Annotated in this window: 18 protein-coding genes and 5 pseudogenes; 9 read left to right on the top strand and 14 right to left on the bottom strand. The window is 62.4% G+C overall.

All coding sequences use genetic code 11. The annotated features are described in order from the left end of the window. Window positions 1-110: 110 nt before the first annotated feature. The 3 genes from JHW40_RS23475 (at window position 111) to JHW40_RS23485 (ending at window position 3,781) form a co-directional block, all read left to right on the top strand. On the top strand, window positions 111-1,190 hold the full coding sequence (locus tag JHW40_RS23475; RefSeq protein ID WP_090617498.1) for a hypothetical protein: 1,080 nt from the start codon (window positions 111-113) through the stop codon (window positions 1,188-1,190). A gap of 78 nt (window positions 1,191-1,268) precedes the next feature. Continuing rightward, a complete protein-coding gene (locus JHW40_RS23480; RefSeq protein WP_090617501.1) occupies window positions 1,269-2,888 on the top strand; it encodes a glycosyltransferase in 1,620 nt (539 codons plus the stop codon). Continuing rightward, complete coding sequence (locus tag JHW40_RS23485; RefSeq protein WP_090617502.1) at window positions 2,885-3,781, top strand: glycosyltransferase family 2 protein; 897 nt, start codon at window positions 2,885-2,887, stop codon at window positions 3,779-3,781. Before JHW40_RS23480 ends, JHW40_RS23485 begins: the two co-directional genes overlap by 4 nt. A gap of 25 nt (window positions 3,782-3,806) precedes the next feature. Here JHW40_RS23485 and JHW40_RS23490 read toward each other — a convergent pair. The 3 genes and pseudogenes from JHW40_RS23490 to JHW40_RS23500 all read right to left on the bottom strand — a co-directional run. Further along, window positions 3,807-3,917, bottom strand: a pseudogene (locus tag JHW40_RS23490) (IS110 family transposase); the annotation flags it as partial. A 399-nt stretch (window positions 3,918-4,316) separates the two neighbouring features. Further along, window positions 4,317-5,463 (bottom strand): annotated as a pseudogene (locus JHW40_RS23495) (IS3 family transposase). A 22-nt stretch (window positions 5,464-5,485) separates the two neighbouring features. Further along, a protein-coding gene (locus JHW40_RS23500) for an IS5-like element ISPme2 family transposase (protein WP_088238952.1) occupies window positions 5,486-6,273 on the bottom strand; the annotation gives its coding sequence in 2 pieces (ribosomal slippage) (window positions 5,486-5,937 and window positions 5,937-6,273; 789 coding nt in all). Between the two features lie 130 nt (window positions 6,274-6,403). On the opposite strand from JHW40_RS23500, the gene JHW40_RS23510 reads away from it, so the two are divergent. Both JHW40_RS23510 and JHW40_RS23515 read left to right on the top strand, forming a co-directional pair. Further along, window positions 6,404-7,600: an IS701 family transposase gene (locus JHW40_RS23510; RefSeq protein WP_139208308.1), complete on the top strand. Its 1,197-nt coding sequence runs from the start codon at window positions 6,404-6,406 to the stop codon at window positions 7,598-7,600. Window positions 7,601-7,759: 159 nt separating this feature from the next. Next, window positions 7,760-11,125, top strand: a pseudogene (locus JHW40_RS23515) (pyruvate carboxylase); the annotation flags it as partial. Between the two features lie 87 nt (window positions 11,126-11,212). Here JHW40_RS23515 and JHW40_RS23520 read toward each other — a convergent pair. The 3 genes and pseudogenes from JHW40_RS23520 to JHW40_RS23530 all read right to left on the bottom strand — a co-directional run. Continuing rightward, window positions 11,213-11,629: pseudogene (locus JHW40_RS23520) on the bottom strand (DDE-type integrase/transposase/recombinase); the annotation flags it as partial. A gap of 43 nt (window positions 11,630-11,672) precedes the next feature. Then, window positions 11,673-12,170, bottom strand: a complete 498-nt coding sequence (locus JHW40_RS23525) for an IS3 family transposase (RefSeq protein ID WP_090617987.1) — start codon at window positions 12,168-12,170, stop codon at window positions 11,673-11,675. Then, window positions 12,170-12,523, bottom strand: a complete 354-nt coding sequence (locus JHW40_RS23530) for a transposase (protein ID WP_090617985.1) — start codon at window positions 12,521-12,523, stop codon at window positions 12,170-12,172. The genes JHW40_RS23525 and JHW40_RS23530 overlap by 1 nt, the downstream gene beginning before the upstream one ends. Before the next feature lie 138 nt (window positions 12,524-12,661). On the opposite strand from JHW40_RS23530, the pseudogene JHW40_RS23535 reads away from it, so the two are divergent. Next, window positions 12,662-13,579: pseudogene (locus tag JHW40_RS23535) on the top strand (IS110 family RNA-guided transposase); the annotation flags it as partial. A 336-nt stretch (window positions 13,580-13,915) separates the two neighbouring features. Here the strand turns inward: JHW40_RS23535 and JHW40_RS23540 are convergent. The 8 genes from JHW40_RS23540 to JHW40_RS23575 all read right to left on the bottom strand — a co-directional run bounded on the left by JHW40_RS23540 (window position 13,916) and on the right by JHW40_RS23575 (window position 20,071). After that, entirely contained in the window at window positions 13,916-14,830 is a 915-nt protein-coding gene (locus JHW40_RS23540) for a ribokinase (protein WP_090618024.1), read from the bottom strand. Between the two features lie 73 nt (window positions 14,831-14,903). Next, window positions 14,904-15,701, bottom strand: a complete 798-nt coding sequence (locus JHW40_RS23545; protein ID WP_090618026.1) for a transporter substrate-binding domain-containing protein — start codon at window positions 15,699-15,701, stop codon at window positions 14,904-14,906. A 42-nt stretch (window positions 15,702-15,743) separates the two neighbouring features. Then, entirely contained in the window at window positions 15,744-16,469 is a 726-nt protein-coding gene (locus JHW40_RS23550) for an amino acid ABC transporter ATP-binding protein (protein ID WP_090618028.1), read from the bottom strand. Between the two features lie 21 nt (window positions 16,470-16,490). Beyond that, window positions 16,491-17,165 carry an amino acid ABC transporter permease gene (locus tag JHW40_RS23555; RefSeq protein WP_090618030.1) on the bottom strand — a complete coding sequence of 225 codons (675 nt, stop codon included), beginning with the start codon at window positions 17,163-17,165 and terminating at the stop codon, window positions 16,491-16,493. Window positions 17,166-17,174: 9 nt separating this feature from the next. Continuing rightward, window positions 17,175-17,852: an amino acid ABC transporter permease gene (locus JHW40_RS23560; RefSeq protein ID WP_090618032.1), complete on the bottom strand. Its 678-nt coding sequence runs from the start codon at window positions 17,850-17,852 to the stop codon at window positions 17,175-17,177. After that, window positions 17,849-18,772, bottom strand: coding sequence for an NAD(P)-dependent oxidoreductase (locus JHW40_RS23565; protein WP_211657463.1), 924 nt, complete (start codon window positions 18,770-18,772; stop codon window positions 17,849-17,851). The genes JHW40_RS23560 and JHW40_RS23565 overlap by 4 nt, the downstream gene beginning before the upstream one ends. Before the next feature lie 65 nt (window positions 18,773-18,837). Next, window positions 18,838-19,284 (bottom strand): ribose 5-phosphate isomerase B, encoded by a 447-nt coding sequence (gene rpiB / locus JHW40_RS23570; protein WP_090618037.1) that lies wholly within the window; start codon window positions 19,282-19,284, stop codon window positions 18,838-18,840. Beyond that, on the bottom strand, window positions 19,265-20,071 hold the full coding sequence (locus tag JHW40_RS23575; RefSeq protein WP_090618039.1) for a FadR/GntR family transcriptional regulator: 807 nt from the start codon (window positions 20,069-20,071) through the stop codon (window positions 19,265-19,267). Before JHW40_RS23575 ends, rpiB begins: the two co-directional genes overlap by 20 nt. 401 nt (window positions 20,072-20,472) lie before the next feature. Here JHW40_RS23575 and JHW40_RS23580 point away from each other — a divergent pair, with 401 nt between their 5' ends. The 3 genes from JHW40_RS23580 to JHW40_RS23590 all read left to right on the top strand — a co-directional run bounded on the left by JHW40_RS23580 (window position 20,473) and on the right by JHW40_RS23590 (window position 22,128). Then, the gene (locus JHW40_RS23580) at window positions 20,473-21,525 is read left to right on the top strand and encodes a tyrosine-type recombinase/integrase (protein WP_272849149.1); all 1,053 of its coding nucleotides are present in this window, start codon (window positions 20,473-20,475) and stop codon (window positions 21,523-21,525) included. A 61-nt stretch (window positions 21,526-21,586) separates the two neighbouring features. Next, window positions 21,587-21,835: a type II toxin-antitoxin system CcdA family antitoxin gene (locus tag JHW40_RS23585; protein WP_244519414.1), complete on the top strand. Its 249-nt coding sequence runs from the start codon at window positions 21,587-21,589 to the stop codon at window positions 21,833-21,835. Next, window positions 21,835-22,128 carry a CcdB family protein gene (locus JHW40_RS23590; protein ID WP_090618078.1) on the top strand — a complete coding sequence of 98 codons (294 nt, stop codon included), beginning with the start codon at window positions 21,835-21,837 and terminating at the stop codon, window positions 22,126-22,128. The genes JHW40_RS23585 and JHW40_RS23590 overlap by 1 nt, the downstream gene beginning before the upstream one ends. Window positions 22,129-22,272: the final 144 nt, after the last annotated feature.

Here is a 22,272-nt window from a genome sequence, read left to right on the forward strand (position 1 = left end):
TCAGCGGCATTCCTTTTGTTTCGGGGCAACGGGCGGCCTTACCTCTGCTTGACGCCCTTCGCGAGTAGGGGATAGATGAATCCGAATTTGCGGATCGTGCAGGGAAGCTTGTGGATAAGAAAAAAATTCTCTACGTACATATCGGTCATTACAAGACCGGATCTTCCGCGATTCAGGATTATTGCAGTGCCCACGCTGCCGAGCTCGGCCAATATGGCTATCTTTATCCGGCGACCGCGCGGCCACGCGGCAATCCAACCAATCACGGCCATCTTTCGCTGTCCGTCGCGCGCAAGCACGGCTTCGTGCCGCCTCCTTGGTATGGCGAGAATGTCGGTGCCGACGAAGCCTGGGCCGCGCTGGCGGCCGAAATCAATGCGTCGCCCCACCGGAAGATCATCCTGTCCAGTGAAGAGTTCGTCCAGTTGGCTCTGCGCAAAGACCATGCCGCTGCCATCGGTGAATTGGCCCAACGCCTTGCCCCCTATGACACGCGGATCCTGTTTTACATGCGCGAACCGCTGTCGCTGCTGAAATCCTGGTATAACGAGGTGAACAAGGGGCCTTCGGGTACCCGAAACTTCCCGACCTTCTTTACAGCGCTGAATGTGGATTTTCTGGCGCAAGGGGCGATCTGGTCCCGTTTTGCGGAGGCATTCGGCCGCGAGAACATGATTACCCGTGCCTATGGTGATATCGGGCAGGCCCATATCGCCGGTTTCATGCAGGCCATCGGTTGCGGACATGATCCCGCAGAGAAGCGCAATCTGGTCAATACCGCCCAGCCGCTCGATGCGCTGGAAAAGCGTCGGCTGGCCAAATCCGCGCTTCCCTTCGAGGCTGCAAGCTTTTCGCATATCAACGATATCAAGGCCTTCCGGAACCGCGCCCTGCGGATTTCGCGCGAATATGACGCCATCGCCTGCGCGACCGACCTGCCCAATCGCAGTGCGTTGACCGCCGCGGCAGTGATCGCACATTATGCTGCGCTTCTGTCCCCGAATTTGCCCGAGGGAAGAATCAATCAAAAAGAGGTGGACAATCTGCGCGATATGGCATTCGCCATCGAAGAGATCGACCTTCCACTTGCGCGGGAACTGATGGAGGTCGCCCATATGTTACGACCACATGGCCAGTTGATCAGCACGCGTCTGGGAGCCTATCGGTCCAGGCTGGAGGCAAGTAGCTGACCTCTGCCCCCGCACCCGGGCTGGCCGTCAGAGCGACCGCTCCCTTACTTGCAATCGGATTCGAGGATCACATCGATCATGTCAGTACCCGCATCTGCCCGCCCTGTCGCCGATACGGACGTCAAACGATTGGAACGCGAAGAGGCGGAGGCCATCGCGATCTATCGATGCCTGTTCCCCGATGATGATCTGGACTTCACCTTCTGGCAGGGCAAGGATCCGGTCTGGGGGGCGCCGCTGGTCGTGAACGACCGGATGACGTTTCATCCTCATCACCTGCGCCCCGAATATCTGGGGCGTCTCAGACTGCCAGCGGGGCATGCTGGTGTCGGGATGCGCTCCATCAATCTTTCGGTGCCGCGCGCACCGTTGCCGGGCGAGACTGCGAATATCGAGGCGCCCTGGCAGCCGGTCCGTCGCCTGAGGGCGCTGTTTCGCATGTGGCCGATGGCATACGAGCATCTGCGCTATCAGGTGGAAATGCGGCGCAGGAGGCTTCGGCGAAAGCGTCACAGCCATCAGTCATTGCCCAGCAGCGACGGATCGCCCGCGCTGCCGCCGCTGGCCGTGAGCGGCCCGGATATCGCTCAGCGTCCGGCCATCCTGATCGGCTTTCACTGGCTCGAAGTCGGTGGGGCCGAGAAGCTTGCCTTCGACTGTGTGAATTGGGCACTGACCGCCGGATTGCGGGTCATCGTCGTGGCGTCGGTTCCGTCGTTTCAACGGCTGGCGGACAGGTTGCCGGATCATCCAGACATACAGTTCATCCGGCTTGACCGTTATCTGGCACATGAACTATGGCCTCAGTATATCGAACGGCTCGCCCATGCTGAAAACATCCGCCTGATCCATATTCACCATTGCGTGCCACTTTATGCCGCGCTCGCACATCTGCGTGTCACCACCCCATGGATAAAGGTGGTCGATTCCACCCATATCGTGGAAAATGCCGATGGCGGCTATCCTCGGGTTTCAGGAGTCTGGACCAATTATATCGACCATCACCACGTCATCAGCCGTGAACTTGTCGATTATTACCGCAACAACTTCTACATCATGCACAATATTCATCTAGGCCGGATGCTAGAGCGGATCGAAGAGATCACCCTCCCCGATCTGAACATGAGCGCGGGCCAGAAACATCTTCACGTCGCCTTCATCGGCAGGATGCATTACCAGAAACGCCCGGTCGTCCTGGTCGAAACCCTGCGGGCCCTTTCCCGTTGGGCCAAGCGTAACGGAATTGAGTTGACGGCCACGATCGTCGGCGAAGGTGCCTTTGCCGATACCGTCAGTATGCTGCTGAAACGATACAATCTGACACAGCAAGTGGCGCAAGAGCCTGCCAATTCTGATATTCCGGCCCTGCTGAGAAAATCCGATATCCTGTTGCTACCGTCGAACAATGAGGGGCTGGCGCTGGTCTGTTATGAGGCAATCCAGCATGGTTGCATCCCGATCTCGACAAATGTCGGCGCTCAGGCGGAACTGATCCCGCCGGAACTGCTATTGAGCCTTGAACCCTTCTCGGCGGTCAAATCGTCCGTCTCGGTGGTGGACAATCTGTGGCGCGAGAAGGAATTTCTTGTACGACAACAGGCGGAACTACATGAACGATTCCGCAAGATCGCCGCAGATCCGACTGCCGAGGAGGTTCTGATGCCCATCTATCGCGCCGCTGCCGAAAGCCAGTCATGACACTTACCAAGACAGCCGCCGTCATTGTGACCTTCAACCGCTCGGATAAACTGATGCGGGTTCTGGATGCTCTGGAACGGCAGACGCAGATACCTGATCTGGTTTTCGTGGTGGACAATGCATCGACCGACGATACCCAGTCCCTGGTCGAGGCCCGGGCCACCGGGATGCCTAACTTACGCTATGTACGGCTGCCGAAAAATGTCGGCGGGGCGGGTGGCTTTCACGAGGGAATGAAGATCGCCTATGCCTCCGGGGCAAATTATCTGTGGATTTCGGATGACGATGCCTATGCGGAACCAGATGCGCTGGAAAAACTGCTGGACGCGATCCAGAAATTCGAAGCCGACAATGTCTGGCGTCCCAGTTTTGCCTGTTCCCGGGTAGAATGGATCGACGGAAGCCTGTGCGAAATGAACACGCCCCGTCCCGTCTGGGACTGGGCGCGGTTCGTTCAACCGCAAAAGGCGTGGGCTCTGGTTGATTCCTGTTCTTTTGTCTCGGTGCTGGTGCCCCGTTGGGCAATCGAGTCCCACGGCCTGCCGATCGCGGATTACTTCATCTGGTTCGACGATGCGGAATACACCCGACGGCTGTCAAAATCCTATCCCGGCATCTTCGTGCCCGAAAGCCGCGTCATCCATGACACGCCCGACAACAAGGGCGTTAACTACAGCCTCGTCACGGAAAAGAGTTTGTGGAAGTTCAAATATGGTGCGCGCAACGAGTCCTCATTTCGCGCTCGTGAGCAGGGTTTTGTCGGCGTACTGAGCTTCGCATGGGGGGTAAGGTCACAGTTGAGAGCCGGTGATGTGCCGTGGGCAATCCGCCGTCAGGTCTATCAGGCGATTCTGCGCGGCTGGAGCTTCCGTCCGCCGATCCGGAAAGCCTGAATAGCGAAATTCACAACATACATCCGGTGCCTGGCCGAGCCGAGGCATGAACGTGCCGCTTGATGACCACACAGTTGGCGCCGATGATCATCAGACGCCGCAAGGATCGTTCCCCCATCTTCGTTGTAGCACCAACCCACCCTGGCAAACAGATGCCGTCGGGGGGCGGTCACCCACCAGCAATGCCCATTCATGTCATGAACGCAGCATGGTGCTGGACTCAGCGGCAGCCCATGATTATTAATACGTTGATGTAATGCTGCATCATATCGCATATCATAGTTCCTGAGCCTGATGTGCCACCTGCTGCGACGATAATGTATTGACCCATGCGCCCGCGAATTGCAGGTACTATTGAGTCCGATGGTTTTCCCAGAACACATATTCCTTACTGCCTACAGAATTTCATGCTCTTTCGTGCTCTCAGCTTCGCCTTTCTCGCCCTTTGCATTGCTTTTGCCTGTATAACACCGGCCCAAGCGCAAGTCAGGGGTACAGACGTGATCAGCCCCACTTGAGTGGTCCATTTTAAAAGTTAGTGCATCGCCGGTCTTTGGTCCATCGGAAGGATGGTTTCCGGGGCTGGCGGGCGATAGCCCAATGCGCTGTGTGGTCGTTTCGTGTTGTAGTGCTTCCTCCATTGCTCGATCAGTATTTGTGCCTCGCGGAGGCTGTAGAAGACTTCTCCATTCAGCATTTCATCGCGGAAGCGGGCGTTAAAGCTCTCGCAATAACCATTCTCCCAGGGCGATCCGGGCTCGATGTAAGCCGTTTTTGCACCGACGGCGCTGATCCAGTCCCGAACGGCTTGGGCGATGAACTCCGGGCCATTGTCGGAGCGGATGAAGGCGGGAACGCCGCGCAAGATGAACAGGTCGGTCAGTGCATCGATCACATCTGTTGAGTTCAACTTGCGCCGCACCCTGATCGTCAGGCATTCGCGGCTGAATTCATCAAGGATGTTCAGCGTTCGAAACACCTTGCCGTCATCGGTGCGGCAATGAACAAAATCATACGACCAGACATGATCCCGGTATTCCGGCCGCAACCGGATACAGGATCCGTCATTCAGCCACAACCGGCCCTTCTTTGGTTGCCTCGATGGCACTTTCAGCCCCTCCCGCCGCCACAAGCGCTCGACCCGCTTGTCGTTCACCTGCCATCCGGCATCCCGCAACAGAGCCGCAATCCGACGATAGCCATAGCGGCCATATTGTCGGGCCAGTTCGATCATGTCGGCGACCAGGCGATCTTCATCCGCTCGCCCTTGCGGCAACTTGCGCTGCGTGGAGCGATGCTGGCGCAGCACCTGGCAGGCCCGACGCTCGGAAACGCCCAACTCACCCCGGACATGGTCAATGCAGGCCCGGCGGCGAGCGGGGCTCAGAAGTTTCGCTGCGCGGACCTGCGGTTCCCCGAGCCGCCTCCGTCAGGATCAGCTTGTCCAGGGTCAGATCCGAAACAGCACGCCTGAGCCGTTCATTCTCCTGCTGAAGCCGCTTCAGTTCCTTCAACTGATCTACGCCCATCCCACCATATTGCTTGCGCCAGCGGTAATAAGTCTGTTCGACAACGCCGATCCGCCTGATCGCATCAAGACGGGACAGGCCTTGCCCCATCAGAACCTCAACCTGCCGCAACTTCGAGACAATCTCTTCCGGCTTCGGTCGCTTGTTGGCCATTCTCGATCCTCCGTTTCCTAGGTCATGTTGACAAATGGCGGAGCCAGAGGCGGATCGACGTGATGTCGATGAAGCCCAGGAAGCTTTCGGCGGTCTTGTCGTAGCGGGTGGCGACGCGACGGGCATTCTTGAGCTTGTTGAAGCACCGCTCAACGAGATTGCGCAGGCGGTAGAGCCTGCGGTCAACGGCGACCCGTAGCTTCCGGGTTTTGCGCATGGGGATGACCGGCACCACGTCGCGCACCTCCATGGTCTTGCGGATGTTGTCGGAGTCGTAGCCGCGGTCTGCGAGCAGAACGCTTGGCTCGGGCAGGTTGTCAGCCATGACCAGATCGAAGCCGAGGTAGTCCGATGTCTGCCCGGCCGTGATCTCGGTTCTCATGGGCAGGCCTGCCGCATTGACCCGCAGATGGATCTTGGTCGTGAAGCCACCTCGCGAGCGGCCGAAACCTTGGCGCGGAGTCCCCCTTTTGCGCCCGCTGCCTGATGATGAGCGCGAACCACGGTGCTGTCGATCATCTGCAGCGCATCCGGCACGATCCGGCTCTCGTTCAGCGCCTCCAGGATCTGTTCCCACAGCCCCGCCAACGTCCAGCGCCGGAACTGCCGATAGACAGACGACCATTTGCCGAACTCTTCCGGCAGGTCGCGCCAGGGCGACCCCGTTCGGGCGATCCAGAAAATCCCATCCAGAACAAGCCGATGGTTCGTGGGCTTGCGGCCGTTCGGAGAACGGACAGCCAGGATGAAGCGTTCAAAGAACGCCCACTCGTCGTTCGACATCAGGTTTCGTGCCACGCTGGTCTCCATTGCAGATACCAGCTTGAATCACGATCACCGCGCCCGGTGAATCCCTTTTGTCAACACGCCCTAGCATTACAGTTGCGTTTCCATCTCATCTCTGAATCAATGGGTTACCATGATTTGGATGAGGTCATGGATGTCGGAATTGCCTGTCGAGGAAACGCTTGAACTGTGGGCTTTGTCGCTTCGGGATGTGAAGTCGCGGATGCGGGTGCTGTTCACACAGGAACGGGTTGCGGTATCGGCTGGTCAGTTTCTCGATGGTCTGCTGGGAGACGAACGGCGCAAGACCGGATGGATGCGGGCGGAAGCCGCTGGCGACAAGGGTCCGTGGCGGCAGCAGGCGATCCTCGGTCGGGTTCCTTGGGATGCCGATGCCTTGCGCGACATCGTGCGCGACTATGCGCTGGAAACGCTGGCCGATCCGGATGCGGTGCTGGTGATTGATGAGACCGGATTTCTGAAACAGGGACATGCCTCCTGTGGTGTTGCACGCCAATACACCGGCTCGGCGGGCAAGATCACCAATTGCCAGATCGGGGTCTTTGCCGCTTATGTCTCGCACCATGGGCACGCCTTCATCGACCGGGCGCTCTATCTGCCGAAGGCCTGGACGGACGATCCCGACCGGCGCGGCAAGGCCCATGTGCCGCAGGAACTCGGCTTTGCCACCAAACCCGCGATTGCCCGCACCATGATCGAGCGGGCGCTGGCTGCGGATGTGCCGTTTTCCTGGGTAGCGGCGGACAGCGTCTATGGGGTCGGCGATATCGAGATGGCGCTGCGGCGTGCTGGCAAGGGATATGTGCTTGGGGTCAGCGCAAAGCATGCGTTCAACTCCTGGGGCAAGCCCTATGCCGTTGCCGGAACCGCGAAGGATATCGCCGCGGACCTACCCCCGGTTGCCTGGCGACGCCTTTCGGCGGGGTCAGGTACCAAGGGAGAACGCCTCCATGACTGGGCCTATATCGAACTGGCCGATCTCGATGCCGAAGATTTCGACGCGAAATTCAGCGGGCTCTGGACACGAGGCCTGCTGATCCGCCGCAATATCTCTGACGGCGATCTGGCCTTCTTCTCAACCTGGTGTCCGCAGGGCACGTCTATGGAAACACTGGTGCGGATCGAGGGCCACCGATGGGCGATCGAGGACAGCTTCGAGACCGCGAAGAACGAGCTTGGCCTCGATCACAACGAGACGCGCTCCTGGCACGGCTGGCACCGCCATGTTTCCCTGGTCATGCTGGCCTTCGCCATGATGGCCGTCATCCGTCATCATGCCAATGCCGCACCGCCCCCAAAAACAATGCGCAGGCCTCATCGCCACCCCTGATCCGATGGTCTGTCCAGGAAATCCGCCGCATCGCCAACCGCATGGCACAGCGTCAAATCCAGCCCGCACAGATCATCGCATGGTCGCTTTGGCGGCGAGCGCATCAAGCCGCAGCAAGACAGGCTCATATCAAACTGAAAACGCAACTGTAATGCTAAGTTCAACAAAATCCTGATTGCCAACCGTGGCGAGATTGCGATCCGCGTGATGCGGGCGGCCGAAGAGCTGGGCAAGCGGACGGTCGCGGTCTATGCCGAGGAGGACAAGCTGGGCTTGCACCGCTTCAAGGCTGACGAGGCTTACCGGATCGGCGAGGGGCTGGGGCCGGTTGCAGCGTATCTGTCGATCCCCGAGATCATCCGGGTCGCCAAGGAAAGCGGCGCGGACGCGATCCATCCCGGCTATGGGCTTCTGTCGGAAAACCCCGATTTCGTGGATGCCTGCGTGGCCGCGGGGATCACCTTCATCGGGCCGAAGGCGGAGACGATGCGGGCGCTTGGCGACAAGGCCAGCGCGCGGCGGGTGGCGATCGAGGCGGGGGTGCCGGTGATCCCGGCGACCGGGGTGCTGGGCGAGGATTTCGACGCGATCCGGGCCAAGGCGGCGCAGATCGGCTATCCGCTGATGCTGAAGGCCAGCTGGGGCGGCGGCGGGCGCGGCATGCGGCCGATCACCACCGCCGAGGAGCTGGAAGCGAAGGTGCGCGAGGGGAGGCGCGAGGCCGAGGCGGCTTTCGGCAATGGCGAGGGCTATCTGGAAAAGATGATCCAGCGCGCCCGCCATGTCGAGGTGCAGCTTCTGGGCGACGCCCATGGCGGGCTGTATCATCTGTATGAACGCGACTGCACGGTGCAGCGGCGCAACCAGAAGGTGGTGGAACGCGCCCCTGCGCCCTACCTGACCCCCGAACAGCGGGCCGAGGTCTGCGATCTGGCGCTGCGGATCGGGCGCGCGGTGGGCTATCGCAATGCCGGCACGGTCGAGTTCCTGATGGACATGGACAGCCAGCAATTCTACTTCATCGAGGTGAACCCGCGGGTCCAGGTCGAGCATACCGTGACCGAGGAGGTCACCGGCATCGACATCGTCCAGGCCCAGATCCTGATCAGTGAGGGCGCCACCCTGGCCGAGGCCACCGGCGCCGCCGCGCAGGCGGACGTGCATCTGCAAGGCCATGCGCTGCAATGCCGGGTCACCACCGAGGATCCGCTGAACAGCTTCATCCCCGACTATGGCCGCATCAGCGCCTATCGCAGCGCCACCGGCAACGGCATCCGGCTGGACGGCGGCACCGCCTATTCCGGCGGCGTCATCACCCGCCATTACGATTCCCTGCTGGTCAAGGTCACCGCGCATGCCCAGACGCCCGGGAAGGCCATCGCCCGGATGGACCGGGCCCTGCGCGAATTCCGGGTGCGCGGGGTGGCGACGAATATCGAATTCGTCATCAACCTGCTGAAGCACCCGGCCTTCCTGAACGATACCTATACGACCAGGTTCATCGACGGCACGCCGGAGCTGTTCGCGTTCAGGAAGCGCCGCGACCGGGCGACCAAGCTGCTGATCTACCTGGCCGATATCAGCGTCAACGGCCATCCTGAGACCGCCGGGCGCCCGCGCCCGCCGGCGCAGCCGCGCCTGCCGGTGCCGCCCGCGCCGCAGGGAGAACCCGCACCCGGCACGAAGCAGTTGCTGGAGGAGCAGGGCGCGCAGGCGGTGGCCGACTGGATGCTGGCCCAGAAGCGGCTGCTGATCACCGACACGACGATGCGCGACGGCCACCAGAGCCTGCTGGCCACGCGGATGCGCTCTTTCGACATGATCCGGGTGGCGCCCAGCTATGCCGCCAACCTGCCGCAGCTGTTTTCCGTCGAATGCTGGGGCGGGGCGACGTTCGATGTCGCCTATCGCTTCCTGCAGGAATGCCCCTGGCAGCGGCTGCGCGACCTGCGCGCGGCCATGCCCAACCTGATGACGCAGATGCTGCTGCGGGCCAGCAACGGCGTCGGCTACACCAATTACCCCGACAATGTGGTGCGCGCATTCGTCCGCCAGGCGGCCGAGACCGGGGTGGACGTGTTCCGGGTCTTCGACAGCCTGAACTGGACCCCGAACATGCGCGTGGCCATGGAGGCGGTGATCGAGGCCGGCAAGCTCTGCGAGGGCACGATCTGCTACACGGGCGACCTCCTGGACCCGGCGCGGTCGAAATACGACCTGCAATACTATCTGAAGATGGCGCGCGAGCTGCGCGAGGCCGGGGCGCATGTGCTGGGGCTGAAGGACATGGCCGGGCTGTTGAAGCCGGCCTCGGCTTCCCTCCTGGTCCGCGCGCTGAAGGAGGAGATCGGCCTGCCGGTGCATTTCCACACCCATGACACCGGCGGCATTGCCGGGGCCTCGATCCTGGCGGCGGCCGAGGCCGGGGTGGATGCGGTGGACTGCGCCATGGACGCGCTGTCGGGCAATACCTCGCAGCCGACGCTGGGGTCGGTGGTCGAGGCGCTGCGGCACACGGATCGCGACACCGGCCTCGATATCGGCGCCATCCGCCGGATCAGCAATTACTGGGAAGCGGTGCGCGCGCAATATGCGGCCTTCGAATCCGGCCTGCAGGCCCCGGCCTCGGAGGTCTGGCTGCACGAGATGCCGGGCGGGCAGTTCACCAATCTCAAGGCGCAGGCGCGGTCCATGGGCCTCGAGGAACGCTGGCACGAGGTGGCGCAGGCCTATGCCGATGTGAACCGGATGTTCGGCGATATCGTCAAGGTCACGCCCAGCTCCAAGGTGGTGGGCGACATGGCGCTGATGATGGTGGCCCAGGGGCTGAGCCCGGCGCAGGTGCTGGATCCCGCCACCGAGGTCGCCTTTCCCGATTCCGTCGTCGACATGATGCGCGGCAATCTGGGCCAGCCCCCCGGCGGCTGGCCCGCGGCGCTGCAGAAGAAGGTCTTGAAGGGCGAGCCAGCCCTGACCGGCCGCCCCGGCGCCAGCCTGCCGGCGGTGGACCTGGAGGCGGCGCGGGCCGAGCTGTCGGCCGAGCTGGAAGGCCGGGCGGTCGATGACGAGGACCTGAACGGCTGGCTGATGTATCCGAAGGTGTTTCTGGACTACATGGGCCGGCACCGCCTGTACGGGCCGGTGCGGGTGCTGCCGACGCCGGCCTTCTTCTACGGCATGGCGCCGGGCGAGGCGATCTCGGCCGAAATCGCGCCGGGCAAGACGCTGGAGATCCAGCTGCTGACCATCGGCGAGACCGACGAGGCGGGCGAGGTCAAGGTGTTCTTCGAGCTGAACGGCCAGCCCCGGGTGATCCGGGTGCCGAACCGCAAGGCCGCCGCCTCGGCCGCCGCCCTCGCCGTCGCCCCGGGCGCGAGGGTCAACCCCGGCGACCTGCTGCTGACCATCGAGGCGATGAAGATGGAAACCGCCATCCACGCCGACCGCGAGGGCGTGGTCAAGGCCCTCCACGTCACCCCCGGCGCCCAGATCGACGCAAAGGACCTGATGGTCGAACTGGAGTGAGATCAGCGGTGACAAATGCGCCTTGCGAAACTTCATCAACAAGGCAGTTTTGGGACGAAAGGGTTCAGTCCGCTTCCAATACTACTAGGCTCGCATGTTGGTGCATAGCTTCCAAGCGATGATGTAGCGCGAGAAGTCGTCAAGCACCGTCGACAGATACATCCAGCCCCAGCCGATGATCTTGAAGTAGGTGAAGTCGGTCTGCCACATCTCGTTCGGCCGTGTGGTCTTGGTGTGGAACTGATCGGCCGCCTTGATCACCGCGTAGGCCGGACTGGTGATCAAGTCATGGGCCTTGAGCAACCGGTAAACCGTGGCTTCCGACACGAAGTAGTGTTTCTCGTCGGTGAAGCGCACGGCCAGTTCGCGCGGGCTGAGATCGGTCGCATCCAACGCCATCTCGACGATCTGGTCCTGGATATCCTCGCCGATGCGGTTCCACACCCGCCTCGGCGCCGAAGGGCGATCCTCCAGCGCTTCCGGCCCGCCTTCCCGTCCATACCATATGCGCGCAGATGGCAAGGGCAACGTATGGGCGGTGAACAAGTCACAGGGGCAGGACGACCCGAAGGGCGATCGCGCCTGGCGCATCATCGCTGTTGCCCGCTAAGCGTTCCGGCAACCGGGCGTCGGGGAATGGGGCGCAGTCCGGGCCGACAACGCGCCGCGACCAGGCGTCGAGGATCGGCGCGTTATAGGCGAAGCCTTCTTGGATGGCGATGTAGGTCAGATCGGCCACCCAGAGCTGATCGGGGCCGTGAACCTCAAACCCCTTGGCAATGAACGGAAAGATCAACTCGCCATGATCGCTGTCGGTCGTGCGGACGAAACGCCGGCGGCGCCGCGGGTTCAGGTCGTTCTCCTTCATCAGCCGCCGCACCTTCTTCGAGTTGACGACGATGCCCCGGTGGCGGAGCTCTGCACCGACTCGGCGGTAGCCGTAGCACTCGAACTCGTCGGTGATCGCCCGAATTTCCGCGATGATCGCTGTGTCGCCGGACTTGGGACCGAGATTGGCATAGAAGCCGGACCGTGCGATACTCATCAGCTCGCATCCCCGCTGGATCGAGAGCCCGCCCGGTCGGCAGTCCCTGATATAGGCCCGCTTCTCGGCGAGCGTCCCGGGCGCTGAGCCCCCTTTAGAAATTCGATTTCAAGTGCCTGACGTCGGGCCAGCCGTTCGAGCGCTGCGATCCGGGCTTCGTACTCGGCCATCAGCTCGGCCGCCGCCACGTCGTCGTCGAGGGCGCCGGCCTTTGCCTTCTCGATCCAGATGCGGATCAGGTTGCGCGACAGGTCGTGGCGACGGCCGAGTGCATGCAGCGTCTCGCCGCCATGATACTCGGCGACGACCTGGCGCTTGAATTCGGTACTGTGACTGCGGTGGCGTCTGGACATGGGCTTTCTTCCTCTGAAAGCCAGCAGCGGGTCAATTTAACCGGTCTGACTGGTCCACCCCCGGGCGCGCGCTCCAATAAGGGGTCAAAGTTCGGTACGATGACGTAATTGCTGCCGGTGGTCGCCCTGACCCGACCGTTGGCTGCGCTGTTGGCGAAGAAGGCGCCGCAGGCCGAACGCATCGGCTTCGAGACCGGCGCCATGTCGGGCTGGCTCTGGCACGAGCTGCGCCGGGCCGGCCTGCCGGTGGTCTGTATCGACGCGCGCCACGCCCATGCCGCGCTGTCGGTGCGAATGAACAAGAGCGACGAGAATGACGCGCGCGGTCTGGCCGAACTGGTCCGGATCGGGTGGTATCGCGAGGTCGCCGTGAAGAGCGAGGCTAGCCAGCAAGCCCGATCGCTTCTGATCACCCGGTCGCGCCTTGTGCGGATCCGGCGCGATCTGGAGAACCAGATCCGCGCCATGCTGAAGGAATGCGGCCTGATCTTCCCCCGGTCGATCGGAGGACAGTTCCGGCGCCGGGTGGAGGACATGTCCGGAGAGGAGCATCTTCTGCGGCCAGTGCTGCGACCGCTGCTCTCTGTCCACGAACATGTCTGTGGCGAGCTGGATGGGCTGGGCCGGCGGGTCCGCCAACTCGCCAGGGAAGACGAGACCACCCGCCGACTGATGACGGTGCCGGGGATCGGCGTGGTAACGGCGCTCACCTTCCGCCACGCGATCGACGATCCCTCGCGGTTCCGCAATGCGGCGACGGTCGGCGCCTATCTCGGGTTGACCCCGCGCCGCAGGCAATCCGGCGAAACCGACACCAACGGCCATGTGTCGCGATGGGGCGACCGGCTGCTGCGAACCTATCTGTTCGAGGCGGCCAGTGTCCTGCTGCATCGGACCAGGAGATGGTGCGCGCTGAAGGCATGGGGCCTGCGCCTTGCCAAGCGTAACGGGATGAAGAAGGCCCAGATCGCGGTGGCCCGGAAGCTGGCCGTGATCCTCCATTGCATCTGGGTCGACGGCACGGTCTTCGAATGGGGGAAAGAAAGGACGGCATGACCTCCGCCTGACCCGACCCCGAGATTGCAGGCCTGACGCCAGACCTGTGATGTCCCGCCGGGACGGTGGTCGCGGTGACCTCGTTCAATCGGCTGCAGGCCCGCAAGGCACCTGCGAGGCGTACGTTGAGGCCCCGACCCGGACATCAACATGAGGCCATGACCTCGAAAAGGACCATGATCCCGGCACGGACAGAGAAAGTCGCTTGACGAAGACCCGCAATTAAAGGGCCGAATTGACAGCCCATGTCCTGATGACCTTCAAAAATCCCATGTCGATCACTCCATGTACTCCCAGCTGGTTCAAGCCGAGGCAAGGTTGCACATGGGTCAATTCTCAGTGGCAATCAACAGCGCCGGGGCCGGGATCGCCGTCGTGACTCTGCGGCGGCTGGGCCCCCTGCCATGTGCAGGTCTTGGATGCCGAAACTGTAGCCTGCGCCATCGCCTGCGACAGTCCCTCGCCCGCGCCCAATGCCGCCGCCAACGCCCCGACGAAAGTGTCCCCGGCACCGGTCGTATCGACGACCTTTGTGGCAGGGGCATCGCAATGCAGCATGGCGCCGTCGGACCCGTGCCAATCCACCCCCTGCGCACCACGGGTCAGCACCAGATCGCAGCCATGACGTCGCGCCAGCGCCGCAGGCGTCGCGACACCACCCGCGCCGTGGCGGATGATGGTTTCCGCCTCGATTTCATTCACCACCAGAATATCGGCCAGTTGCAGAAGCTCGTCCACACGCTGCGGATCGTTCTCCGGATCGGCAGGAGCGAAATTCACGATCACCCTGCCGCCCGCCGCCCGGACCCGACGGGCACAAGCGATGTTTTCGGTCATGCCGACCTCCATCTGCATGACGCAGATCGTCCGGTTGTCGAGAGGCAGCGCATCCAGCCATTCCGCTGCGATGCGGGTATTCGCGCCGCTGGCAACGGTGATGGCGTTCTCGCCATGCTGATCGACGGAAATGAAGGCCAGCCCTGTCGGTGCGGCGACCTGATGAATGGCGTCGGTATCGACTCCATGCGCGGCGAAATTCGCCACGCAGTCGCGACCGAAGGCATCATCGCCGACGGCGCCAACCATGACGACCCTGCGATCCGACACCCGGGCAGCGGCCACCGCCTGATTGGCGCCCTTGCCGCCGAAACAGGTCTCGTAACCCGGCGCCAGGACTGTTTCACCCGGGCGGGCAATCTCGGCCACCCGCGAGACCAGATCGACATTGATCGAACCGAAGACGATGATCATCCGAAACCCCTGCCTTGTTGCACCGCGGCGGCACGAGTGATCCCGCCGCAGTCATTTTTCAGTGCGACTGTAGTTATTGCAGCATTTCTTCGGGCAGCGACGTGCCGTGATACTTCTCGTAAATCTCGTTCAGCTTGCCATTCTTCAGGTTGACCTCGACCCATTCGTCAAGCTTCGCCTTCAGTTCCGGTTCGTTCTTGCGCAGGCCGATGGCCAGATCGAAGGTCTCAAGCGTGAATTTGGGCTCGAAAGCAAGCTGGGGGTTACGCTCGCCGATCTGCTGCACCAGCGTCTCGGATGTCGCGACGGCCTTGGCCTGGCCGCTGACGGCGGCGGTGACCATCGTCGCATCGTCGTCATAGCGGGTGACGCTGAAACCACGCTCGGCTGCCTGGGGCGTCAGGTGGGTGTCCTGAGTCGTGCCGCGGGTCACCGAAATCGCGACGCCCTGCACATCCTCCCAGCCCGCAATATCCGAGGCCGCAGGCGCGCCGACAACCGAGCGAAGCGCAGCGTAGGGCGCCGAGAAATCAATCACCTCGCCCCGTTCCGGCGTGACCGACAGGGTGGAAATAACGATATCCGCCTTGTTGGTTTGCAGGTTCGGGATGCGCGTGGCGCCGGTGGTTTCGACGAATTCCAGCTCCAACCCCCAGTCTTCGGCCAGCAGACGCGCGGTTTCGACGTCGGACCCGATCGGTTGCAGGTCATCGTCCAGCATTCCCGATGGCGGAATTGCAAGATCTGTGGCGACCCGGATCTTTCCGGCGGCCATGATATCGGCATATTGATCCGCCATCACCGTTGCGGGCACCTGCGCCAATACGGCGGCAGTCATGCCGGCAGCCAGCATCCTTTTAAGATTCTTCATCGTTTCTCCTCCACTATTGGCCGGGTGTCACACCCCCGGCGGTCAAAGTTCGTTTGACACGAAATCGCGCAGTTCGGGTGTGGCGGGCGCGGACAGGATTTCGGGTCCGCCCTGTTCATGCACCTTGCCTTCGTGCATGAAGACGATCTTGTCGGCGATACGCCGCGCAAAATTCATCTCATGGGTCACCATGATCATCGTCATGCCGCTGTTGGCCAGTTGCTCGATCACGCGAAGAACCTCGCCGGTCAGCTTGGGATCGAGGGCCGAGGTCACCTCGTCGAACAGCATCACTTTTGGCTGCATCGCCAATGAACGCGCGATCGCCGCCCGCTGCTGCTGACCGCCTGAAAGCTGTTCTGGATAGGCGGATGCCTTGTCGGCCAGTCCGACCTTGGCCAGGACATCCGATGCCACCTGCCTTGCTTCGGATTTCGGCATGCGCTTGACTGAAACCGGCCCCAAGGTGATGTTCTGCTCGACCGTCAGATGCGGGAACAGATTATAGCTCTGGAACACGATGCCAACGTCGAGGCGCAGTTTGCGCAGTTCCAGAGCAGGGTCGGCGACCTGATGGCCGCAGACCTCGATCCGGCCGCTGTCTATCTGCTCCAGCCGGTCGATGCAGCGCAGGGCGGTGCTTTTGCCGGATCCGCTGGCGCCGATCAACGCCATGACCTGCCCCTTTTCGACCGAAAAGGACACGCCATGCAGAACCGTTACTGCACCGAAACTTTTTTTCACATTGTCGAGGACGACGATGGACATGAGGTGCTCCGAATTGAATTGTCAGGCCGAGACGGCTTCGATTGTCTGCAGGCGCGCGCTACCCGTCCGCTCCAGCCGGCGACTGAACAGGGAAACGGGAAAGCACAGGCAGAAATAGAGACCGGCGACGATCAGATAGATCATGAACGGCTCGAAGATCGAGTTGTTGATAAGCTGGCCCGCGCGGGTCAGTTCGACAAAGCCCACGACGGACGCCAGAGAGGTGTTCTTGATGATCTGGACCGAAAAGCCGACCGTGGGCGGGGTGGCGATGCGGATCGCCTGGGGCAGGATCACCTTGAACATCCGCTGCCCGCGATTCATCGCCAGGCATTCGGCGGCCTCCCACTGTGCGCGAGGCACGGACTGGATCGCCCCGCGCCAGATCTCGCCCAGATAGGCGCTGACATAGATGGTCATGGACAGGCCCGCCGCAAACAGCGGCGATATGGAAAAGCCCAGTGTCGGCAGCCCGAAATAGGTCACGAACATGATGACCAGCAGCGGCGTGCCCTGAACCAGCTGAACATAGCCGGTCGTCAGGATACGAATGATCCTTTGCGGGGCGATCCGTCCCAGCGCCACCGCAAAGCCTGCCAGACCTCCGCCGCCGAACGCCATCAGCGACAGCACGAGGGTCCAGACCGCACCGTCAAGCAGGAACCCGAGATGGTTGAAGTTGAGAGCCGTATTCATGTTCAGATCCTACAGGCTGGTTCCAAGACGTCGGCGGCGCGGAAAGATGATCATGCTGATCCCCCAGAAGACCGCGCGCATGGCCAGCGACAGCGCGACATAGATCAGCGCGATCAGCAGATAGGTCTCCAGTGGACGATAGGTCGCGGACTGGATGAAGTTGGCCGCCGCCGTCAATTCCTCGGTCGAGATCTGCGAAGTCACCGACGAGGCGAGCATCAGCAGGATGAACTGGCTGGACAGGGACGGATAGACCCGCTCCATCGCGGGTCTCAGCGCGACATGCCAGTATTGCTGAAGTTTCGTCAGCCCCAGCGTCTCGGCTGCCTCCCACTGGCCGCGATGGATCGAATCGAAGCCGGCCCGCATGATCTCGGCGGTATAGGCGCCGACATTGATCGTCAGGGCGATGATGGCGACGGTGACCGCCGACAACGACAAGCCAAGGCTGGACAGGCCGAAATAGACAAGGAAAATCTGCACCAGAAAGGGCGTGTTGCGGATTGCCTCAACATAAACTCCCGCGATTGATGCGGCAAAGCGGAAATGCGACCGGCGCGCGACGGCGCAGAGGGTTCCAAGCAGAAAGCCCGTCAGCGTCGTCACCGCGGCCAGTTGAACGGTCAGCCAGGCGCCGTCCATCAGCATCTGCCAACGGGCGATGATGGGTGTGAAGTCCAGTATCATGCGAGGCTCGCCGTGGCGTCGCGCCGGGTCGGCCGTCCCGTCAGGCGGTCATAGACGCGGAACAGCGCCTGATTGCCATTCGCGCCCTCGCCATGCGCCTGCGCGGCGATATATTGCGACGCGACAAGGCCGGTGGCGGGCAATGGAACCAGATTCTGCTGGGCCTCGCCCAGAACCAGACGCAGATCCTTCATCATCAGGTCGATGCGGAATCCGGCCGAGGTGTCGCCCTCGATCATCGCCTCGCCCAGCTTTTCAAGCATCCACGAACTGGCCGAGCCACCCATCAGGACCTCCCGCATCTGCACAAGGTCGATATCGCAGGCCCGTCCCAATGCGAAAGCTTCGCAAATGGCCTGAAGATTGATGCCGCAGATCAACTGGTTGCACAGCTTGACGGTCTGTCCCGCGCCCGAGGCGCCGACATGGTTGATTGTCGTGCCCATGCCTTGCAGGAACGGGCGCGCACGCTCGAAGGCAGCAGCCTCGCCGCCAACCATGATCGTCAGCGTGGCATCCCTTGCGCCGACAGGACCGCCCGAAACCGGCGCATCCAGCATCCGGACACCAGCCTTCAGCAGGTCAGCGGCCAGAATACGGGTCGCCTCGGGGGCGATGGTGCTCATGTCCACATAAAGCCCGCCGCGTGGCGGATTGGACAGCAGCCCGCCCTTCCCGCGCACGACATCCTCGACCTGCGGCGTATCGGGCAACATCGAGATGACGATATCGGCATCGGTGGTTGCCTCTGCGATGGTAACCGCGGGCGTAACACCGGTTCCAGCCATCGCCTCGATCGCGGTCGGGACGACATCATAGGCCTTTACCGCGAAACCGGCCACCGCCAGATTGCGGGCCATTTCGCGGCCCATGACCCCCAGCCCGAGGAAGCCGACACTTCCCTTCACCTGCACAGACATTGTCTGCCTCCTCCCAGATTTCTGTTTTCCGACGCGATATCTCTCCTCAGGCATCCGGTCGGTAGTCAGTTTTCTTCTTCCAGCTGCGCCAGCTTTTCGACCCGGCGGATGAAGTCCGGATCCTGCACGAAACGGGCGTCCAGAAACGACTGCACCAAATCGCGTGCCAGCCATGCGCCGACGATCTGTGCGCCGATACACATCACATTCACATCGTCATGCTCGACCGCCTGATGGGCCGAATGCACATCGTGGCAAACCGCGGCGCGGATTCCCTTGATCTTGTTAGCCGCGATGACAGCCCCGACGCCGGTGCCGCAGATCAGCAGACCACGTTCGGCCTCTCCGCTGCGGACCTTCTGACAAAGGCTGCGGGCGATATCGGGGAAATCCACCGGATCGGGGTCGAAGCTGCCGATATCGACAAGGTCGTGACCAAGCTCACGCAGGAATCCCGCGACGTTCTCTTTAAGGTGATACCCGGCGTGGTCGCTACCGATCACGATCTGCATTCTGCTCTCCTTGAGTGTTTCTGGTCCCTGATGCGGGGCTCTGCAGGTTGGCGGCGACGTTGCGAAAACCGGCTTTGCGCCTGAAGTCGGCACCGATCTCGAAATGCCGCGTCAGCAATTCGTCGGCCACACCCGCATCGCGCGCGGCAATCGCCTCGAAAATCTTGCGATGATGGTCGATCAGGAATTCCTCGATCCCCTCGACCTGGATGATCTGCTCGCGACGGTCGAGATGCGAGCGCATCATCAGTGAGGCGATCGACGAATAAAGACTGATCAGCGTGGGTGAGCCGCCCGCCTGCACCAAAGCCTCGTGAAAGCGGAAATCGGCGCGCCCGCCCGCTTCGGGGTCGCGGATGGTTTCCACGATGTCATACAGGCGTTCGGCCAGACGGTCGAAATCGGCCTGCCCGGCACGGCGGCAGGCCAGACGGATGGCGTGGTGCTCGATGGCGACACGCGCCTCCATGATATCGTCGATGACCTCCGACTGCTGTGCCAGAGCGAAGGTGAAGAACTCTCCCAGCGTCGAAACATCGGGCCGGCTGACAATGGTGCCCACGCCGTGGCGGATCTCGACCGCACCGATCATGGCCAGCGCCCGCAAGGCTTCCCGCAGCACCTGCCGGCTGACACCAAGGCGGGCCGAAAGCTCTCTCTCGGGCAACAGGCAATCGCCGGTCTTCAGTTCACCCGACAGCAACTGTTCGCGCAGATAGGCCACGACGCTTGCGTAACCCCCCTTTGCTTCCGTCTTTTCACGAACGATCGACACAAATCCGCCCATTCATCTTACCGTGGTATGACCACTGGTATCAGATTGTCGATCCATGTCAAGATGCCGTCACATCCCGCCCGTGTCGAAGCTTGCCGGAGTACTGACGCGGAAACCGACCGGATGGGTGGCGAGAAAGACGCGGACGACAACCTCAAGCCGTTCTCGCAGCGTTCCGCAGGATCCGCAGTTAGCGCGGAGATGAGGGCTGCCGCCGCGGTGCCCGCGCCTGTCTCTTTCCACCAGTCAGTATATTAATTTCCAACTATTACAGCATTATATATATAATATACCGCATTATAACATCTTTCTGCGGCTTACTTCCCACTTTTCCTGAGGTCTTCATTCCTGCCGATAAGGTGCAGTTATCGGCAGGCTTGACCGCAGCCCCGGCAATGCGGCAGACTGCCGCCATGACGCCCAAAAATCCCGCCCCCCTGCCCCGCCCGGAGACCGCGCTCGGTGCCGATGAGGCGCAGGCCCTGGCCGATCTGTTCCGCCGCGGCACCCCGGAAAACACCCTGCGCGCCCAGGCAGGCGATCTGGCCTATATCGCCGCCTGGAAACGCGCCGCCTTCGGCACCGATCCGGCCTGGCCGGAAAGCGAGACGGTGGCGCTGCGCTTCATCCTCGATCACAGCGTCGATCTGTCGGCCGCCACCGGCCCGGCCCGCGCCGCGGCCGAGGCGCTGATCGCCGCCGGGCTGCGGCGCTCGCTTGCCTGTCCGGCGCCGGCGACACTGGATCGGCGCATCGCCTCCTGGCGGGCGTTCCACCGCCTGCGCAACCTCGCCTCGCCCTTCGAGGCGCCGCTGATCGCCCAGGCCCGCGGCCGGGCCCGGCGCGCCGCCGCCCGGCCGCGGGCGCGCAAATCCGCAAACCCGATCACCCGCGAGGTGCTGGAGGCGATGCTGGCCAGCTGCGATCACAGCCAGCGCGGGCTGCGCGACCGCGCCCTGCTGATGCTGGGCTTTGCCGCGGGCGGGCGGCGCCGGGCCGAGATCGTGGCGCTGAACCGCGACGATGTGCTGACCGAAGACTTCGCCGAAGCCGGCCTGCTGCGGATCCGGCTGCTGAGCAGCAAGACCACCGGACCCGAGGCCGCGCCGCGGCTGCCGCTGAAGGGCCGCCCGGCGCGGGCGCTGGTCGACTGGATCAACCTGTCGGGGATCCGCGCCGGGCCGCTGTTCCGGCCGGTCAGCAGCGCCGACCGGGTGCTGACCCGGCGGCTGAGCCCGGAAGGGCTGCGCGAGATCATCGCCCACCGGCTGGCGCTGGCCGGCTATCCGCCCGGCTTCGCCTCGCCCCACGGGCTGCGCGCCGGGTTTCTGACCCAGGCCGCACTGGACGGCGCGCCGCTGGCCGCCGCCATGCAGCTCAGCCTGCACCGCTCCGCCGCACAGGCCCAGAGCTATTACGCCGATATCGACAGCGCCAGTAATCCAGCAGCAGATCTGCTCGGGTGAAAAGGGGACTCTTGATGCGCATGGAGAATGTGCATATCTTCTGGAGAAACAGGAGAGTTCCGTGAATCACCCCCCTGCCCTGCCCACCGGCCCGCGCAAACCCGCCAATCTGTCGCTGGATACCCAGCTTCTGGCCGAGGCCCGCGGGTTGGGGATCAACCTGTCGCGCGCGGCCGAAGCCGGTTTGCGCGATGCCGTCCGCGAAGCCCGGGCCGAACAGTGGAAGCGCGAAAATGCGCAGGCGTTGGAGGCCTCGAATGCATGGGTGCAGGAACATGACCTGCCACTGGCGCGATATCGCCCCTTCTGATGGCGCGATTCGATCTTTACCCTGCGGATCTGGGCTATCTGCTGGATGTTCAGGCCGACCTGCTGGACAATCTCATTACCCGCGTGGTCGTGCCGGTCATGCCCTTTGCCAAGGCACCCAGACCGGCAAGCATCCTGAACCCTGTCTTTGACATCCATGAAGAACCACATGTCATGGTGACACAATTCCTGTCCGCCGTGCCCTTGCATGTGCTCGGCAAGCCCTCAGGCTCGTTGCTGACGCGATCAGATCAGATCACACGGGCGCTGGATTTCCTCTATCAGGGGTTCTGATTGTCGCCGTCCCCCGCACCGGAACCCCGGGTCCGGACTTGTAATGCTGAAATTGCTTGCAAGACGGGATGAAAGCACGGATAGTCACGGAAACTCGCGGCCAAACGACAAAAAACGTGAACACGCCGCAACGAGGGCAGACAG

Origin of the sequence: Paracoccus alcaliphilus, from assembly GCF_028553725.1 — a bacterium.
Taxonomy (GTDB): Bacteria; Pseudomonadota; Alphaproteobacteria; order Rhodobacterales; family Rhodobacteraceae; genus Paracoccus; species Paracoccus alcaliphilus.